The sequence below is a fragment of the Lentibacillus halodurans genome, from assembly GCF_900112045.1.
Classification (GTDB): domain Bacteria; phylum Bacillota; class Bacilli; order Bacillales; family Amphibacillaceae; genus Lentibacillus; species Lentibacillus halodurans.
Map to the genome: position 1 here is coordinate 108,256 of NZ_FOJW01000011.1, position 18,460 is coordinate 126,715.

Annotated in this window: 20 protein-coding genes and 2 riboswitches; of the genes, 8 read left to right on the plus strand and 12 right to left on the minus strand. The window is 41.8% G+C overall.

What is annotated here, in order from left to right:
• Positions 1 to 11 precede the first annotated feature (11 nt).
• The 4 genes from BM195_RS13565 to BM195_RS13580 all read right to left on the minus strand — a co-directional run bounded on the left by BM195_RS13565 (position 12) and on the right by BM195_RS13580 (position 2,883).
• Positions 12 to 989: a class I SAM-dependent methyltransferase gene (locus BM195_RS13565; protein ID WP_090239328.1), complete on the minus strand. Its 978-nt coding sequence runs from the start codon at positions 987 to 989 to the stop codon at positions 12 to 14.
• A gap of 117 nt (positions 990 to 1,106) precedes the next feature.
• On the minus strand, positions 1,107 to 1,607 hold the full coding sequence (tpx, locus tag BM195_RS13570; RefSeq protein ID WP_090239331.1) for a thiol peroxidase: 501 nt from the start codon (positions 1,605 to 1,607) through the stop codon (positions 1,107 to 1,109).
• A gap of 140 nt (positions 1,608 to 1,747) precedes the next feature.
• The gene (ytfJ, locus tag BM195_RS13575; RefSeq protein WP_090239335.1) at positions 1,748 to 2,293 is read right to left on the minus strand and encodes a GerW family sporulation protein; all 546 of its coding nucleotides are present in this window, start codon (positions 2,291 to 2,293) and stop codon (positions 1,748 to 1,750) included.
• A gap of 14 nt (positions 2,294 to 2,307) precedes the next feature.
• Positions 2,308 to 2,883, minus strand: a complete 576-nt coding sequence (locus BM195_RS13580; protein WP_170848263.1) for a DUF2953 domain-containing protein — start codon at positions 2,881 to 2,883, stop codon at positions 2,308 to 2,310.
• A 119-nt stretch (positions 2,884 to 3,002) separates the two neighbouring features.
• Between BM195_RS13580 and BM195_RS13585 the strand changes: the two genes are divergently transcribed.
• Positions 3,003 to 3,803: an NAD kinase gene (locus BM195_RS13585; RefSeq protein ID WP_090239343.1), complete on the plus strand. Its 801-nt coding sequence runs from the start codon at positions 3,003 to 3,005 to the stop codon at positions 3,801 to 3,803.
• Positions 3,804 to 4,077: 274 nt separating this feature from the next.
• Here BM195_RS13585 and BM195_RS13590 read toward each other — a convergent pair whose 3' ends face one another.
• The 6 genes from BM195_RS13590 to refZ form a co-directional block, all read right to left on the minus strand.
• Positions 4,078 to 4,284, minus strand: a complete 207-nt coding sequence (locus BM195_RS13590) for an alpha/beta-type small acid-soluble spore protein (protein WP_090239347.1) — start codon at positions 4,282 to 4,284, stop codon at positions 4,078 to 4,080.
• A gap of 80 nt (positions 4,285 to 4,364) precedes the next feature.
• Positions 4,365 to 5,567, minus strand: a complete 1,203-nt coding sequence (thiI, locus tag BM195_RS13595) for a tRNA uracil 4-sulfurtransferase ThiI (protein WP_090239357.1) — start codon at positions 5,565 to 5,567, stop codon at positions 4,365 to 4,367.
• 6 nt (positions 5,568 to 5,573) lie between these two features.
• Positions 5,574 to 6,713, minus strand: coding sequence for a cysteine desulfurase family protein (locus tag BM195_RS13600; protein ID WP_090239360.1), 1,140 nt, complete (start codon positions 6,711 to 6,713; stop codon positions 5,574 to 5,576).
• Positions 6,714 to 6,849: 136 nt separating this feature from the next.
• Positions 6,850 to 7,164, minus strand: a complete 315-nt coding sequence (locus BM195_RS13605; RefSeq protein WP_090239364.1) for a hypothetical protein — start codon at positions 7,162 to 7,164, stop codon at positions 6,850 to 6,852.
• A gap of 1 nt (position 7,165) precedes the next feature.
• Positions 7,166 to 8,860, minus strand: coding sequence for a septation ring formation regulator EzrA (gene ezrA / locus BM195_RS13610; protein WP_090239367.1), 1,695 nt, complete (start codon positions 8,858 to 8,860; stop codon positions 7,166 to 7,168).
• A 203-nt stretch (positions 8,861 to 9,063) separates the two neighbouring features.
• Positions 9,064 to 9,693, minus strand: coding sequence for a forespore capture DNA-binding protein RefZ (refZ, locus tag BM195_RS13615; protein ID WP_090239370.1), 630 nt, complete (start codon positions 9,691 to 9,693; stop codon positions 9,064 to 9,066).
• 121 nt (positions 9,694 to 9,814) lie between these two features.
• On the opposite strand from refZ, the gene BM195_RS13620 reads away from it, so the two are divergent.
• Both BM195_RS13620 and rpsD read left to right on the plus strand, forming a co-directional pair.
• Complete coding sequence (locus BM195_RS13620) at positions 9,815 to 10,297, plus strand: GAF domain-containing protein (protein WP_090239439.1); 483 nt, start codon at positions 9,815 to 9,817, stop codon at positions 10,295 to 10,297.
• Between the two features lie 534 nt (positions 10,298 to 10,831).
• On the plus strand, positions 10,832 to 11,434 hold the full coding sequence (gene rpsD, locus BM195_RS13630; RefSeq protein ID WP_090239376.1) for a 30S ribosomal protein S4: 603 nt from the start codon (positions 10,832 to 10,834) through the stop codon (positions 11,432 to 11,434).
• Positions 11,435 to 11,729: 295 nt separating this feature from the next.
• Here the strand turns inward: rpsD and lipA are convergent, their stop codons facing one another.
• On the minus strand, positions 11,730 to 12,674 hold the full coding sequence (gene lipA / locus BM195_RS13635) for a lipoyl synthase (RefSeq protein ID WP_090239379.1): 945 nt from the start codon (positions 12,672 to 12,674) through the stop codon (positions 11,730 to 11,732).
• On the minus strand, positions 12,658 to 13,509 hold the full coding sequence (locus BM195_RS13640; protein ID WP_090239383.1) for a lipoate--protein ligase family protein: 852 nt from the start codon (positions 13,507 to 13,509) through the stop codon (positions 12,658 to 12,660). Before BM195_RS13640 ends, lipA begins: the two co-directional genes overlap by 17 nt.
• A 109-nt stretch (positions 13,510 to 13,618) precedes the next feature.
• Positions 13,619 to 13,725, minus strand: a riboswitch (TPP riboswitch).
• Between the two features lie 357 nt (positions 13,726 to 14,082).
• A riboswitch (TPP riboswitch) is annotated at positions 14,083 to 14,193 on the plus strand.
• A gap of 18 nt (positions 14,194 to 14,211) precedes the next feature.
• Here BM195_RS13640 and BM195_RS13645 point away from each other — a divergent pair.
• Genes BM195_RS13645 through BM195_RS13665 form a run of 5 tightly spaced genes read left to right on the plus strand, consistent with a single transcriptional unit; the run spans position 14,212 to position 18,027 of the window.
• Positions 14,212 to 14,937, plus strand: coding sequence for a thiamine phosphate synthase (locus BM195_RS13645; protein ID WP_139224007.1), 726 nt, complete (start codon positions 14,212 to 14,214; stop codon positions 14,935 to 14,937).
• On the plus strand, positions 14,930 to 16,045 hold the full coding sequence (gene thiO / locus BM195_RS13650; RefSeq protein ID WP_090239392.1) for a glycine oxidase ThiO: 1,116 nt from the start codon (positions 14,930 to 14,932) through the stop codon (positions 16,043 to 16,045). Before BM195_RS13645 ends, thiO begins: the two co-directional genes overlap by 8 nt.
• Positions 16,042 to 16,245 carry a sulfur carrier protein ThiS gene (gene thiS / locus BM195_RS13655; protein ID WP_090239397.1) on the plus strand — a complete coding sequence of 68 codons (204 nt, stop codon included), beginning with the start codon at positions 16,042 to 16,044 and terminating at the stop codon, positions 16,243 to 16,245. The genes thiO and thiS overlap by 4 nt, the downstream gene beginning before the upstream one ends.
• A gap of 1 nt (position 16,246) precedes the next feature.
• On the plus strand, positions 16,247 to 17,011 hold the full coding sequence (locus BM195_RS13660; protein ID WP_090239401.1) for a thiazole synthase: 765 nt from the start codon (positions 16,247 to 16,249) through the stop codon (positions 17,009 to 17,011).
• A complete protein-coding gene (locus tag BM195_RS13665; protein ID WP_090239404.1) occupies positions 17,011 to 18,027 on the plus strand; it encodes a thiazole biosynthesis adenylyltransferase ThiF in 1,017 nt (338 codons plus the stop codon). The genes BM195_RS13660 and BM195_RS13665 overlap by 1 nt, the downstream gene beginning before the upstream one ends.
• Positions 18,028 to 18,460 lie beyond the last annotated feature (433 nt).

Here is an 18,460-nt window from a genome sequence, read left to right on the forward strand (position 1 = left end):
CCTTCATGCTGCTATTGGTCCATATTCGCAGCAAACCATTGATTGATCTGCGCTAAGATATCATTTATGGCTTCTGTATTTTTAAACGAAGGCACTTGAACTAACAATGGCTGTTTTAGAGCGGTTGTGTTCGGTCCTTTCTTTTGCAGCATCAGAATGCTTTTTCGATTTTTGTCTGATTTGAATGCTGTTTCCGGCAACTGCAAAACACCTATAATATGAGCCTGCTCCTGAAGATAGGCATGCAGTTTATCGGATTGATCACTGTCGAAAAGAAACTCAGGTATGACAAAGATCATATAGCCGCCGGGTTTTGTATAATTCATGCTTTGTTCAATAAACAAATGGTGGGCATATGAATGACCTTCATCCGCTTTAAGTTCATAATCATTAGCACGAATATCGTCTGGGTAATAGCCAACCGGCAAATCACTGACAACCAGATCAACCGGATCCATCAGAAATGGACGTAAACTGTCCTGATGGAAAAACTCGATTTCCTGTTTTTGCAGGTTGGCATTTAAGACGGCCAGCTTAATGAGTGTCGGGTCAACTTCGCCCGCAGAAACATGATGCAGTTTGTCCAGCTGCTCTGTAACGGTTATTAACAGGTTTCCCGTACCAGCTACCGGATCAAAAGCCCGGATTTTCTCTTGGCCATTTGTTATTTTTCCGGCTAAATAGCTAACAAACAATGCAACTGTTTCAGGTGTCATCAAATGCTGCTGCTGTGTGGCCCCCTTCATTCCCTTTAAGATAGCCAGCTGAACAGCCTTTCGAATGTCCACAATTTCATATGATGCCGGGTCCGGAATATTATCCAATTTCTGTATCAATCGCTCATCTGCATCCTCGGGCGGACTCCCGTAAAAACAAGTTTCCAGTGCGATGATCAGACTGTCCAAATACGTTTCATTCATATATTGTTGGACAGTTTCCGTCAGATTATCAATTTGTCCAAACAATACTTCCACGTTTGATTTTTCCATGTGCAAATCCTCCGATCCATTGTGTCACAAGGCGTATCTATTGTACCAAATGATCAATGGTTCCTAAAATGAAAAGCTCTCCTGCAGGTATCCACTGCAGGAGAGCTTCGGGGGGAGTTATTCTGCTTTTTGTGCTTCTTCCAAAGCCTTATCATAGTCGGGATGATTGGTAACTTCACTGACATATTCCACATATGCGATCCTGTCATTAGAATCGATAACAAAAACAGATCTTGCCAGCAAGCGCAGTTCCTTGATCAAGGCACCATATTTTTCACCGAAGTCCGCGCCTCGGTGGTCAGATAGTGTATCAAGATTTTTAATTCCGTTTGCAGCACACCAGCGTTTTTGAGCAAAAGGCAAGTCCATACTGATGGTTAAAACTTGTACATTATCCAGCTTATCAGCTTCTTCGTTAAACCGTCTCGTCTCTTCAGCACAGACACCTGTATCAACGGAAGGTACAGCAGCAATTAATTTCACTTTTCCTTTATAATCTTCCAGCGTGACTTCCTGCAGATCATTGGACAAAACCGTAAAATTCGGAGCCTTGTCACCGACCGAAACCTCATTCCCCACGAGCGTGACCGGGTCCTGGTTGAATGTAACATTTGCCATTTGAACCATTCCTCCTATATTCATTTACTTTATATTTTATTATGAATGGATTGACCATTGATGTCCAATGATTCAACAGTTAAGTTTGACCCGCTGCACACTTCCGCAAAACGTCCACCTCGTTATGAACATGTTGCGAATTAAATATCGTAACTTTGATCAAAATCATCGTCAAACTTTTGTGATTCCTGCTCGCGATGTTGATCCTGCCGCCGTTTCTTTTCTCGCTGCTGATTACCTTGACCTTCCTTACTCTCGCTCCTGCCTGACTGCTGTTTCATCATATCCGGCAATCCCGATTCTTTGAGCAATTGCTGGATCTTCTCCACCGCTTTGGGAGCATAATCCATCATCTTTTCGTATATATGTGTACTTTCATCAAGGTGAATCATTTTTATTCCTTTTGGATTGACAATCAAAAAGGCAACTGGGGTAACCGATACACCACCGCCACTGCCGCCGCCAAAAGGTAACGAATCACTCCCGCCGGATTCTCCTGAGCTGCCACTGTTGCCATTGAATTCACTCCCGCCCGCAGCAAATCCGAATCCCAGTTTCGACACTGGAATAATCACGCTCCCGTCCGGCGATTCCACCGGGTCACCAATGATCGTATTAACCTCCGTCATGTCCTTCAAGTTTTCCATTGCAGTTGTCATTAAGCCTTGTATAGGATGTTCATCCATGGTTATCCTCCTTCTTAGATGATCGCTTCTCGCTTCGCAGGAAGTTTCCGTATTATTTTTAGGAATGCATAGATAGCTTGCCCCACTCTTATAGATATCATGCAATCAAATGCCGAATGGATTTGCTTTTGATTAAAAAGAGGAGTAACTGCAGTCGATGGTTTACAATAAAAATGACTTTTAGCAGATAATAAACCGATCACCACTCCTTTTACAGACCAAATCCCACCAGTGACCATACCAGTAGTATGAGCTTTTCCGGTACCGACTTCTGTTTTCCAGGAAATGTTGTGAAAGCGAAGACGATCCAAAACGGCTACTGCAATTTCATGAAGATCCTTTATCCTCTGCAAGACATTCTGAGCTGTCTTATGAAACAGTGATAATATCTCTTGAAATGCCTGTTCCTGATCTTTTTCTGCTTCCGATAGATCAATCGACCTTTCCAGCAGCCGAATCCGGTAAAAATAAACAGCCAAATAAAGGGTCTGCTCTTCATGAGTCAGTATAACGGAACAAACTACTTTGATCCGAGAATATAATAGAACAATACAAATAATAATGAACAATACCAGAATAACAACAATCATCATCTCACCCCTCTTTTTTATCCTGCTACAAATTTCCTTTTTTACGCATGATTGGGATATATCACAAAGAAGTGATAAACTTAGAATAGGGATAACTGCTTAAATAAGAGGTGAATATCATGCCGGAACGAAATAACATATACTTTTTTTACACAACAGATGATAAACTTGACGAAAAGCTGAAACCTTTATTTAATCTGGTAAGGGAAAATAACTTCAACATTGTGGACGATCCGAGCCATGCGAATGTCATTGTAAGCATCGGCGGTGATGGTACGTTTCTGCAGGCTGTCCGGCAAACCGGGTTTCGCCAGGACTGTTTATATACAGGTATTACCCGTTCAAATGAATCAGGGCTGTATTGCGATTTTAATATAGACAACTTTGACGACATGCTGCACACGATGCTGCACGAAGAAATGGAAGTACGACGCTTTCCGGTTATTGATGTACAGGTGAATGGCCAATCAGCATTTCACTGTCTTAATGAAGTCAGCATCCGATCAACTATCATCAAATCAATTGTTATTGACGTACACATCGATGATATGTATTTTGAAACATTCCGCGGTGATGGTTTGATCGTTGCAACACCTACCGGAAGTACAGGATACAATAAATCGACACAGGGGGCTGTCGTTGATCCGAAAATTCCATGTTTCCAGGTGTCTGAAGTAGCTTCACTTAATAACAACCGATATAGGACGCTAGGTTCGTCTTTCATCTTAAACAAAGATCGGCAGCTCACTTTAAAAATGGTTCAGGACGGAAATGATTATCCAATTATCGGGATGGATAATGAGGCATATTCGATCCGGAATATTCAAAACGTGACAGTTAATTTGAGCGATAAAGTCATTAAAACAGTCAAGCTTAAACATAATTCCTATTGGGATAGAGTAAAACGGACATTTCTATAAGATTCTTTTCGTAAGGATTGTTTGTTGTTTCACCCGTACGCTACATCGCATGAAAAAATGCGTGCGCATTTGCGAAGCGTCAGCGTGTATTCAGGCTGCTCATAGCTTATAGCATACTTCTCTGTCTTATTTCAAAAACTTTTAGGAAGCTTCCTTTTATAAAATGAAAAGTACCCTTGCCAACTGTAGCCGGCAAGGGTTTTTCCACATACAAGCAATGAAACGGGGCTACCCTCAAGGCAGGATAGCCCCAGCCATCATGATCATTTGATTGTTACTGTGGGAAGTTACCGCCAAATTGCTGCTCAGCGGTGTTCACAAGTCGTTTTGTGATTTCTCCGCCAACGGATCCGTTAGCGCGAGAAGTAGTATCTGCACCAAGTTGTACACCAAACTCCTGTGCAATTTCAGTCTTCATTTGGTTTAAAGCTTGTTCTGCACCAGGTACTACCAGTTGGTTTGAACTGTTGTTGCTTGGCATATCCAATCACCTCCTTGGTACCTTTATGTTGTGTACCAGAGAGACGTTTTAAAACTGGTAGTTGTTGACAATCTCGTCTGTTATAATAGATCATCGAATTCGGTATCTGCATCAGGTTTACCGCTCAATGTGATCACTTCAATACCATTGACAGCCTCTTCAATCAGACCAGTAAAATCAGTCTGTAGCTCGAATTCATTCACCTTTTCCCGCGAAGGCCTTGTTTTTGGCGATTTTGGCACAAAGATCGTACAGCAATCCTCAAATGGACGAATAGAGATGTCATACGTGTCAATATTTCTGGAAATCCTGATAATATCATCTTTGTCCATCGCCACTAACGGGCGGAGAACCGGATAATTGGTCACTTCATTGATCGTATTCATGCTTTCCATTGTCTGGCTTGCTACCTGACCAAGACTTTCCCCAGTCGTCATGGATAAAATCGATTCCTGCTTGCATACCTGCTCACTTATCCGCAGCATCATTCGGCGCATAATGGTCATCGCATAATTTTCCGGCATTTCACGAAAAATATGCTGCTGCAATTTTGTGAATGGAACGATATGAACACGAATTTTATTGCCATAGCGGGTCAGTTTTTCCGCCAAATCCAATACCTTTTGCTTCGCGCGCTCACTCGTGAACGGCGGAGAGTGAAAGTGGATTGCTTCTATTTCCACGCCTCGTTTCATGGCCATAAAGCCTGCAACCGGGCTGTCAATTCCACCGGACAGCATGAGCAGCGTTTTACCGGATGAACCGACCGGCAACCCGCCAAGTCCCGGAACAACATTGGACGTAATATACGTTGCTTCAGTTCTGATTTCAACATTCAATTCCAGGTCAGGCTGATGTACATCCACCGTATAACCGGTTGTATTTGATAACAGATGTCTCCCTAAAACCTGATTCATATCCTGAGAGCGTATCGGAAATGTTTTATCAATCCGCTTCACGGAAACTTTGAATGTATGGACGTTCACACTGTTTTTCAGCGCCCACAAGGCAGCTTCCTTAATGTCAGCTTCATCATTTTGGATTTTTATCGCAAGGCTGAGGCTTTGAATTCCAAACACATTGCTGCATTTTTCCATAACCGGTTCCGGATCATGGCCGTTTAATAAGACAAACATTCTCCCTTGTGTCCGTTTTACCTTCGTTTTCGGAAAGGCTTTTAATTGCTGCTTCAGATTATTTTGCAGCTGTACAATGAAATGTTTTCGATTTTTCCCTTTTAAAGCCATCTCGCCATAACGAATTAATATATGATCGTATTGCATAACTATCTACTCCAGTACTGCTTTTAGTTGATCAATTGCTTCTGCCAGTGCATCCAGAAATATATGGATTTCTTCCTCTGTCGTATCATAAGCAAGGCTGATACGAAGCGCAGAGGTCGAACGGTCCGTACCATGGCCGCATGCTGTAAGAATTTTGCTTTCATCCGTCTGTTTGGATGAACAAGCTGATTTGGTTGATATATATATATCCCGTTCACCAAGTGTATGGATAATGACTTCCGGTTTTAAACCCGGAACTGAGATATTTATGATATGTGGGGCCGCATCTTCAGGGGTGTTCACTTCCACACCGTCCATTTCGGAGAGCTTTTTCCGCAAAATCCGCTGCAGCATATACATATGCTTGATTCCTGCATGTTCCCTTTCTTTGATCAGCCGCAACGCTTTAACGAGAGAAACTGAACCGGCAAGATTTTCAGTACCTGAACGTAATGCCTGTTCCTGGTTGCCGCCATGGAACAGGGGGTAAAGGACCGTTCCCTTTTTGACATACAATAAACCTGTACCTTTTAATCCGTGAATTTTGTGTCCGGAAATCGTACATAAATCAATCCCACTGTCAGTAAGCTCCAGCGGTACCTTGCCTACTCCTTGTACATGATCGACATGGAAAAATAACTTCGGATACTGTTTGGCAATTTGCCCGACTTCTTCAACGGGCTGTATCGAACCGAGCTCATTATTCACATGCATCATACTGATTAAAATCGTATCATCTCTGATGGCATCGTTTAATTCTTCTGCAGAGATGACCCCATTTTCATCCACCGATATATAGGTTACGTCGAATCCCAATTGTTCAAGACCTTTGAATGCCTCATCAACGGAGGAGTGTTCGACCGCTGTCGTAATGATATGCCTGCCGCGTCCCTGATGTTCAAGTGCAATTCCTTTAATGGCGAGATTGTTTCCCTCAGTCCCGCCTGAGGTAAATACTATTTCATCACGATGAACATTCAGCAGTTCGGATGCCTGTTCCTTTGCTTTTGCCATCAGCTTTTCAGCCTCTCCGCCAAGCTGATGAATGCTTGAAGGATTGGCAAAAAAACGTTCAGACGCCTGATAAAAACTTTGCAGCACTGACGGCTCGGGTTTTGTTGTCGCACTGTTATCCAAATAAATCATGTTCATGACTCCCTATTTAATATATCTATGACAGTATAACAGAAATCAAGGCTGACTCATCAGTAAAAGGATTCCGTGCTTATCCTTCCCATTAAGACAGCCTTTACATCATTTATTTCTGAATTTAAGAAGTTGTTCAATTCAAGTCCAGTTCCTCCAGCAGGACATCAATTGAGACTTTACCTGAATCATCTGTTTCATGGATATTGGAAATTTTTCTTGAATGATATGCCTTTTTATCTTTTATAGCATAAACTGGTTCTGATTCTCTATTTTCCTCTTCATATGCCAAATCCTTGTTTTCGGTTATCCCAATTTGTGCTTTCCCATGTGTTTTTGCTGTCACGGGGACGTGTGCACTGGAAAAAAATAAAAATATGACAGCCGACCAAACACTTATGACACTTAACCCGAGAAATATCATGAGCACTTTTGAGCCGGGCGGCCCCATACTAATTAGCGGCCTCCTGAACGGATTCGATATGTTTCAAGGCACCTGGTTCAACTTCCTCAACGGCTTTTGCCGCATGTTCAAGTGCCAGCTCATATTCATAAGAGCGAAATAATCGTTCTGCTTCTGACAGCTTGCTGGAAAGAGTTGGATACTGACTGCGATACCGATTGGCATACTGGATCACCTGCTCAGTCAAGTAAGCCTGATCGAGCATCGTTTCTGTCTGTTCGGTTACATCATCAACGGCCGTTTTCGCTTCTAATAATGCATTCTGCACCTCTGCCATGTCAAGCGGCTGCTTTTCCAGTGCCTCAATAACCCGATTGTTCTTACTTGCCGCTTCATCCATCTTGTTCCAAATAAATGTCGGAATCCCCGGAATATTACTTTTGTTCAGTCTGCGATTTAGTTGATACAGCTGATTTTTCATATCCGTCAATTTCTCTTTCGCTTCCATTTCGTCTTTTCGCAGGTTTTGGATACGCTTTTTAAATTCTTCATGCTTTTCCTCTAATACATCCAGTTCCTTAAATCCATATTCAAGATCACTTCGCAAATCGGAATGTGCGGCAGTATTGTCCTGTTCGATCGAATTTGTAATATCTTCAAGCTGTTTGCGCAACTGGCTGATGGATTTGTCCAATGAGAGGTACTTTTCCATATCACTATCCTCAAAATAGTAGCTTTGTTTCAGCTGCTCCACATCTTCTTTTGTCGCATCAAATTTATTCACGAGTGTATTTAGTGCATCCTGATAAGGTGATATTTTCGTTTCGACATAATTTTTGGCAATGGCTTCTTTTTCCAGCAGTTGATACATTTCTACCAAACGATCTTCTATTTCAGGAATAAGGGCACTTGCCTGTGATGTATCTCCTTTTTCCAGCGATTCCATACATTCAACTAGTCGGCGTTGATAGTGATGTACCTCTTTTTCAAATCCGAGATGCTCAATCCGGTATCCGTCTTCTTTCATATCCTTTAAACCCTTGAACAGTTCATCAAGCTGTTCAGGTAAATCATGTTGGCACTTTTGGTATATGGATGGGAATTCGTCCATTTCTGTCGCCAAATCACTCAATTTCTGTTTCAATTCTTCAACCAGCTTCCGTGCCTCTGAGTAATCACCGGAATCCACCAGCTCATAGTATTGATGTAGCTCTTCCTCCAACTCATCAAGTTCGACATCAAATCGTAATTCCGCCTTGCCAAACTGATTACGCTGTTGTGAGAGTATTTTTCGCAGGTCTTTCAAATCCGGTTCAATCCGCTCGATTTCTTTACGGCTTGATTCCTCTGACTCCATTAGCAGATCCAGTTCTTCCAGCATTTCCTCAATATTTGTTTCAATTGATTGCAACGTCTGTTCAACTTTGCGTAACGTTTTTCTGGCACCAGGAAAACGATAACGGTCTGCTGCTTCTTCCGCGTCAAATAAATATTCCTCAATATCCGGCAGCTCTTTTGTTAAGATGTGCTCCCATCGTTCTTTCCACGCTTCAAATTTTTCCTGTGTCTCACCGGAGAGGTTCAAATTTTTAATACGCGAGAGCTCTGAAGCAATGTTGCGGTTCATAATCTCCATTTTCCAGCCTTCCAGACGATCCACAACATCATAAACCCGTTTCCGCATGATAAGTCCCGTGATAATTAATGCAATAATAACTAAAATCGTTCCTATTATGTATGCCATAAAATGCCTCCTAACTTCATTTCCATATAAGAGGATTTTCCCGAAAATATGTATACGATTAATCCGCTGTGATCAAATCATATAGTATATTACTCATGATACCACGTTATGGGCATTTTTGGCGAAAAAAATTCAAATAAATTGATGTTTCGACAAGATTTTTCCAAAACATCTGCAAAAATCATCTGCATAATCCAATTTTATCAGTTCATTCGGCTGTTTTTACTGTTTTGTTCCACAACATAATCCAGCCAATTCTCAATTGTTTTTGTATAATTTTTAACAAACTGCTGATGTGAAAACGCTCCAACAACCTGATTTTTCCATTCGTGCTGCATGAGATATGGCGTGATCAGCATTCCTTTTAACTGCATCAGCAAAAACTGATGATCCATACGCTCCTTTCTCTGTTCCGGAAAAATCGCAGCAAAGGCATTACTGATCAAATAATTTTCTTTTGCCAGATAGGTAACCGTCATTTCACGGACAAAAACCGAATCCAGTGACAATTCTCGTTGAATAAAACATGACAATTGATGGTTAAGTTGTTTGTACTGTATAATGGCCTCAATCATTTTTTTCAGCTGTTTCAATGGTGTTAAGGTTTCATTTTCCTGCAGGGACGTTTCGATCGTCTCAATATATGCTTCATAATATTGCGTAACGGCGTACTCAAGGAGCCCTTGTTTGCTTTTGAAATAATAGCTGATCAAAGAAACATTAACAGCAGCTTTATCGGCTATGTCCCTGACCGAAGTACCATGGAAACCATTCTGAAAAAACAATGACGATGCAGCATTGATGACTTTTTGTTTCGTCGGATTTTTTTTCATTGGAACGCATACCCCCTTACTTTTCTTTTACGACGAAATGAGGAAAATCCCTTCAATTTTCGCTCGACAAATATTTCAATCCTTTGTCGAAATCTAATAAAATGGAAGGAAGTGAATGATGATGTTTCAGACAACTGCTTATTCCGATGACAAGGTGAAAGATTATGAACGATTATTAAAACAGTTAACAGCCCTTTCCGAGGATGAAACAGATGCTATTGCCATTTTATCGAATGCTTCAGCTTTATTAAATCAATTTCTCGATGACGTGAACTGGGTCGGATTTTATTTATGGAAAAACGATGAACTGGTGCTCGGACCATTCCAGGGTTTGCCTGCATGCATTCGGATTGCATATGGCAAAGGTGTCTGCGGAACCGCTATTAAGGAAGGTAAAACACAGCGGGTTGAGGATGTAATGGCATTTCCGGGACATATTGCCTGTGACAGTGCCAGCCAATCGGAAATCGTCGTACCGATGTCCGTGGATAACGGAATCTATGGCGTACTGGATATTGACAGCCCAATTAAAAACCGGTTTGATGAAACAGACCAGATCTATCTGGAAAAATTCGCAAGAGAATTGGAACGATTGGTTCGATAATGATCGATGCGAGGCTTGGACACAATGAAAATTTTCCACGCTAAAGACGAACGATTACAGGGAGGAAGTGCAGCATTTGACTTTTTCAACAGTCACATCCTTATTCATCGTTGTTAACGACTGCGAACAATCATAGTGGAATCATCGTTCGAATTTATCTTTGGCTAATATCCTTTTGTCCCAGCCTCACCTTTTTATACAATTCTGGACTCACCCACGATTGATAAAGTGTGAACTTCCCCAATTATGACAACTTCAGCAAAATGAATAACCGATCTCCACCTCAACACAGAAAATGGTTGACTTACAGCTTGATAACTTATATACTGTTGGTTGTGTAAAATAAAAAGGTAGCCTATGTGAACCGGTATTGCCCCCATTTTGTTCCTCCGAATAAGGTTTAATTGCCTGTCAGGAGGTGTATCGTGTAACTCTCTGCTGCTGGAGCGATGGTACATGAAAATAAAATGGACAATGATCAGGGACACGGTCGTTTATTTTATGCAAATAAACTAATAAAGGAGGAAATGTCCTATGGCACGATTTACCGGATCAGACTGGAAAAAATCACGCCGCCTCGGCATTTCACTAACCGGAACCGGTAAGGAACTGGATAGACGTCCTTACGCTCCAGGACAACACGGACCTAACCAGCGCAAGAAAATGTCTGAATATGGTCTGCAGCTGCAGGAAAAACAAAAACTGCGCTTCATGTACGGGTTGAACGAACGTCAATTCCGCAACCTGTTTACACAAGCTAGTAAAATGAAAGGTGTCCATGGTGAGAACTTCATGATTCTGCTTGAATCCCGTCTGGACAACATCGTTTACCGTCTTGGACTGGCCCGTACACGTCGTCAGGCACGCCAGCTGGTAAACCATGGTCACGTAACAGTCGATGGCGGACGCGTTGATATTCCATCCTATCGCGTGATGCCTGGTCAGGTCATCGGATTGCGTGAAAAATCACAAAACCTTGACATCGTCAAAGAAGCAATCGAAGTTAACAACTTTGTACCGGAATACCTGACATTTGATGAGGATAAAAAAGAAGGAACGTATTCACGTTACCCAGAACGTTCCGAACTGCCGGCTGAAATTAACGAAGCGCTTATTGTTGAATTCTACTCTCGTTAATAAACCTGCTTTGCAAATGCAGCAATTACTAACGTTTAAAAGCTCTCAAACTCTTACTATGTTTGAGAGCTTTTTATAAAATAAAAAAACACCTCTTCCGATAAGGGTTGAAAACCAAAATGTTGCCAACCGATCTCCAAATGGAGGAACTTAAAACTGAAAGAAATGGAAGAGAAAGAGTGGCACCAAATTGAAAAACGATTCACAAAGTGCAAAATATAAAACAGACTAGAATAACTGCCAGTTACATGCTGAATAAATAAATTAAACAGTGACTGGGAGTTTATTTTAAGATTTAAAATTTAAATTCCACTTCTATATTTTCCTGATTTTCGTAGCCTTTCATATATTGAATTCTGCGTTGTGCGGATGTGCTGTTCACTTGTTCATCTGCGTGATAAGAAGACCTTACGAGTGGACCTGATTCACAATGTGTAAATCCTTTTTCCAACGCAATTTCCTTTAATTCCTGAAATTCATCAGGATGATAATAACGTTCCACACGTAAATGTTTCTTTGTAGGTTGCAAGTATTGTCCGATTGTCATGATATTGACATCATGAGCTAATAAATCGTCCATTGCCTCAATAATTTCTTCCTTTGTTTCACCCAGACCAACCATGATGCTGGATTTCGTAGGTGTATTCGGCGCAATTTCTTTAACACGTTTTAAAAGCTGCAGTGATCTGTCATAGGTCGCTTTTGCTCTAACGCGTTTTGTCAGTCGGCGAACGGTTTCAATATTATGATTAAAAATATCTGGTTCACTGTTCATTAATGTATGAAGGCTTTCGTAATCGCCTTTCATATCAGAGGGAAGAATTTCAATCGTGCTTCCAGGATTTTGTTTACGGATTGAGCGAACAGTTTCAGCAAAAACTGCCGCACCGCCATCATTCAAATCATCCCGTGCTACAGCTGTTACGACCACATGTTTCAACCCCATGACGTCAACCGAATCGGCAACCCGCTTTGGTTCTCCCCAGTCCAGTTCATTAGGAAGTCCTGTTTTTACTGCACAAAAGCGGCAACCTCGTGTACATGTGTCCCCTAAAATCATAAATGTAGCTGTTTTTCTTTCACTCCAGCATTCATAAATATTCGGGCACCTTGCTTCCTCACAAACCGTGTTTAAACGGTTATCACGCATGAGATTTTTAAGCTTTCGATACGATTCATTTGTGTTGATCTTTGTTTTTAACCACTCCGGTTTACGTATGTACTTAGTTTGTTTGGCCACTCGTGACACGCTCCTTTGATGAATGAAAGTTCAAAGCTTCTGATTCGTATTTTGTATCCGCCAGATAAAAAACTTCTTCCCAATCACTTTCAGAAAGTTTGAGAGGCTTGAATGCTATGTTTAAGCCTGTTTCAAATCCTTTCTTGAAAGCTGCGGTCATCATCTCATACGTATGTTGTTTATTCGTTAGTTCATCAATCGTAACCGCCTTATGATGAAATGCTTCCCGCTTTCTTTGCCTGCTTTTTTCAGAAGGGAAACGAAACAGATCAAATAACATATCTGTATCCATACGCATTGGAACAGATCCGTGTTGCATCAGCACGCCATTTTTCCGTGTCTGTGCATTTCCGGACAGTTTTTTTCCATCAACAACCATTTCATAATAAGCGGGTTCCTCAAAACAAATAGCTGAATGCTCTCTTCTGGCGCGTTTTTCTGGAAGTGCATAGTCCGCCTCGACGCCCAGATTCCGGTACCCTTCTAAAACACCCTTTGATAAAACGTAATAAGCATCTTTCACTGATTTTGGAATACCCGGGTCTTTTTCTGATATAACGAGACTATAGGTTAGCTCATTGTCATGCAGTACAGCGCTCCCGCCAGTCAGCCGGCGGACAAATTGGCAGCCATGTTTGTCAACAGCATTAAAGTCAATCGTCTTGCCAGCTTTTTGAAAATGGCCGATCGATAAACTTGGCTTTTTCCATCCATATAATCTTAGTGTCGGTTGGATCTTACCTTCATTAAGCCAGTTAATCATGCATTCATCCAAAGCCATATTTACCGCTGCATCATGATGGCCGGTATCCAAAAATAGCCATTCTTTTTGCATGAATTCACCTCCATAACTTTTACACATTCAATCGTAACAACAAGTTAACCCTCGCCCTAAAGAAAAAACTGCACACCCAAAGGGAATGCAGTCCGGTTAAAAATAAATATATATCCTGACTACACTTCCCCACGCTGGCATTATCCAGTTCAGGTTCCAAGGGTCAAAACAACATTGTTTTTCTCAGCCGCATCAACAGCTCCCCTAGTGTAAAATATTTTATACAGCTTTCTTTTCCCATCCTAACATACCTTATTTTGTTGTAAAGGATAATTTCTCCAGTGTTTAATAGGGACCTTCTATAGTAAAATCTCTTCCTAACCAAAATTAGATACATACCTTCAGGAGACTGCCTTTCTATTTCCTATCAAATTCGAATAAACTATCAGTACAGGGCTCGATAACCATGGAAAGAGGGGCGTTCCCTCGATTCGTCACGTTCAGAACAGCACCTTTCCAACGTAAATATGCCGACCGTTATCTCAGTTACATTAATTTTCAAATATCCAAACCGAAAGAGAAATTGAACTATTGACATTGACCTTATCGATGTTACAATTTAACCAACAATTTAAAAATCTCTAGGGGTGCCTTTTAAAAAGGCTGAGATCAAAGTGATGGACTTTGGGACCCTTTGAACCTGATACGGTTGATGCCGGCGAAGGGAAGTGAACGAACGGATATCAAATCATTCTATAAGCTATGATCGTTCAAAACCACTTTCCTCTTATCAGGAAGGTGGTTTTTTACATTGTCAAACAGCTTCAGGGAGGTGTGCCAATGGACCGCGTTCAAAAACGTGATACAAACATCGGAGCACTTCATATCATCTCAACCGGACAGCAATCCCCGGAAACATTAGCGGGAATTGTTGAACAAATCATCGACCATATCGACGCTATTCATCTTCGGGAAAAATTATGGTCTGATAAGCAAATGACCGAAACAATCCTGCTGCTTCATTCCAAAGGGATTCCACTGGAGAAAATTGTTGTCAACCATCAAGCAGCTATAGCTCACGTCATGAACACGAAAGGCGTCCAATTAACACATAACAGTAATGATGCAGCGACGATTCGTCATGCTTATCCCGATCTGCATCTTGGCCGCTCTGTCCACTCGGTACAAGAGGCCGTTGATGCCTGCAACCGAGGTGCTGATTATGTCATCTTTGGTCACGTCTTTGCAACCCGGTCAAAACCTGATTTACAGCCTAAAGGACTTGCGGAATTAAGAAACGTTGTTCAACTAGTAAACATACCTGTTCTGGCGATTGGCGGAATTACGCCCGAGAACACACCGGATATTATTAAAACCGGAGCCAGTGGTATAGCCGTATTATCCGGTGTTTTACTGGCCCACGACCCTTTCGAAAAGGTGATGGATTACACGAAAGCGTTAAAAAAGGGTGATAAACAAAATGTATGATGTCATTATTATCGGCGGCGGTGTCATCGGCAGTTCGATTGCCTTTCAGCTAAGCAAACGACAGTATCATGTTCTTGTCATCGAAAAAGATGAAATCGGACACAAGGCATCAAGGGCAGCAGCAGGGATGTTAGGCGCACAAAATGAAATGGAAAACAACGGCCCGCTCTCATCACTTGCACGTCAAAGCCGGGCCATGTTTCCTGCATTAGCAACGGAATTAAAATCACTCAGCGGGATCGATATCGAGCTAATCCAAAGCGGTATACTAAGGGTCGCTCGAACAGAAGAAGAAACAAATCAATTAAAATATGCCGCTGAACGTCAACAGAAGTCAGCCGAGAATGCAACCTGGCTGTCCCATGAGCAACTAAAAGAAAAAGAACCGAGCCTTTCTGCTAATTCAGTGACAGGCGCACTTTATATGCCAAACGACGGGCAAGTCAATGCACAACTTTTCACCCAAGCATTGGCACAGTCTGCTGCCAAATTGGGTGCAGACTTCCTGGAATATACCGATGTACAGCAGTTTCTGTTCGAAAAGAATCGCATGACCGGAGTAACAACAAAAAACGGTACATTCTTAGCCGATACAGTTATCACAGCTTGTGGGGCGTGGAGCAGCCGATTATTGGAGAAAACTAATCTTTCATTGGATCTTTATCCGGTAAAGGGCGAATGTTTTTCCGTTTATCATAATGAGCGCTTGATTACATCCAGTATTTTTTCATCGTCATGCTATATTGTACCGAAGTCCGGCCGGAGATTGATTATCGGTGCCACACAAAAAGCCCATAGCTTTGATGATTCCGTCTTACTTGGCGGAGTCCATGAACTAATGACCAATGCCATTCACCTTGTCCCAAAACTCAAAAATGCCCAATGGGAAAAAGCATGGACCGGTCACCGTCCACAAACAGGAGATGGATTGCCTTATATGGGCGAACATCCTGATATAAATGGGTTGTGGATCGCATCTGGACATTTTCGAAACGGCATTTTATTAGCGCCCATTACCGGTTTGCAGATGGCTGACTATATCGAAGGAAAGCCTGTCAATAATACCTTTCGACTTCAGCGACTATCACAGAAGGAGGTTAATCTATGAATCTCTTCATTAATGGTTCGATGGCCCAATTACCGGAGCAAGTAAAAACAGTTTCTGATGTCATTCGTTATTTTTTCAGCGAACAGCCAGTCGTCATTGTTGAACATAACGGTGAAATTTTAGATAAGGAAACCCATCTAACAAGAGAAGTGGCGGATGGTGATAAACTGGAATTGGTAAATTTTGTAGGAGGTGGCTGATTTGTTAACGATTGGCAACAAATTATTTCAATCCCGATTATTGTTGGGAACCGGAAAATACCCGAATGTGGATATACAAAAACAGGCCGTAGATGTGTCGGAAACAGAGATTCTAACCTTCTCAGTCCGCCGAATGGACATTTTCGAACCATCACAGCCAAATCTATTAGAAAAAATTGATGTGCAAAATTATGACTTGTTACCGAACACAGCAGGCGCATTCACCGCAAAAGAAGCTGTACGAACGGCAAAACTGGCAAACGCATCCGGTCTTTGTGACATGATTAAAATTGAAGTGATCGGGGATAAGAAATCACTACTGCCGGATCCCGTGGAAACACTGAAGGCAACAGAAGAATTGCTCAAAGAAGGATTCACTGTCCTCCCATACACGTCCGACGATGTTGTTTTGGCTAAAAGATTGGAAACATTGGGCGCACATGCCATTATGCCTGGTGCATCCCCGATCGGATCAGGACAGGGCGTCGTCAATCCGCTTAATTTAAGCCTGATTATCGAACAATCCAATGTGCCTGTGATTGTTGATGCTGGAATTGGCTCTCCGAAAGATGTCGTAACAGCGATGGAACTCGGCGCGGATGCCATTTTATTAAACACCGCCATATCCGGGGCTGAGGATCCGGTCAAAATGGCTGAGGCTATGAAACTGGCTGTTCAGGCAGGAAGACTTGGTTATAACGCAGGACGGATTCCTAAAAAGCGGTATGCGACAGCCAGCAGTCCGGAAGAAGGGATCAGTATCTAATGGAAAAACGTTATTCCAGACAAATCTTATTTTCCCCCATCGGCAACGAAGGGCAACGCAAATTACGTCAGAAACATGTCTTAATCATCGGTGCTGGAGCACTCGGCAGCAGTATTGCAGAGATGCTCACCCGTGCCGGTGTCGGCAAAATAACTATCGTAGACCGAGACTATGTTGAATGGAGCAATCTCCAACGTCAGCAGCTTTACACCGAGGATGATGCCAAAAATCGGATTCCAAAGGCTATCGCAGCTAAAAACAGACTGGAAGCGATCAACCATGACGTGATCATTGAATCGAACGTTACCGATGTAACACCCATAGTGATAGAGCAACTCATTGAAGATGTTGACTTAATGCTCGATGCTACCGACAACTTTGAGATTCGCATGATGATGAATGACGCAGCTCAAAAATACAACATACCCTGGATATACGGGGCTGTCGTCGGCAGCTATGGCATTAGTTACACGATTCTGCCAAATGAATCACCATGTCTTCATTGCTTGCTGGAACAAATCCCCATCGGCGGATTAACCTGTGACACAGCCGGCATCATCAGTCCGATCGTCCAGCTGGTAACAGCACATCAAACGGCGGAGGCATTGAAACTATTAACCGAAAACCAAGAAGCTTTGCGGCATAAACTCGTATCATTTGATCTTTGGACCAACAGCCAAGCTTCCATCAATGTTCAGAGACTAAAAAACGACAACTGTTCTTCATGTGGTACATCGCCAGCATATCCCTTTTTGAATGATGAAAACCAGACCAAAACAGCTATATTATGCGGAAGGGATACGGTGCAGATTCGGCCGCAATTCACTGAAAAGCCGGATCTGCAAAAAATGGCTGATCACTTGTCCCATTTGGGGAAGGTCGAACAAAATCCATTCCTGTTATCGTTTGCCGTCAATTCAAACCGGCTCGTTCTTTTTCAGGATGGCCGTGTCCTTGTTCATGGCACCAATGATATCGCCCAGGCCAAATCATTATATCACCGTTACTTCGGTTAAAGGATCAATCTTATAGCAAATTCTCGAGCCAAGAGAAGAAGGTTTTCATTATAAACAAGATCAGTGTTAAAACAAATAGTAATTCCATCATTAATGGTTACGACATTGAGGCTAACTATATAAAGTCAACAAGTTTTACTACAAAATTTTAATATTTCTTTGTTATAATTTTGTGCTTGACAAATAAGCTTGATGATTTACAAATTTTTAAATTTATCATCAAGCTTATTTCTTCTATCCTGTTAAATTTTATTACGTATTAACCTCTTTATATGATTCCCCAGTTTGCAGTAAATGGAATATTACTCTTATTAATTTCTTCGCTACATGACTTAATACTACATTATAGTGCTTACCCTCTAATAGCTTCTTCTCATAATACTTCTTAAATGTTGGTGAATGGATAGACACCAACCTTGATGCATTGTACATA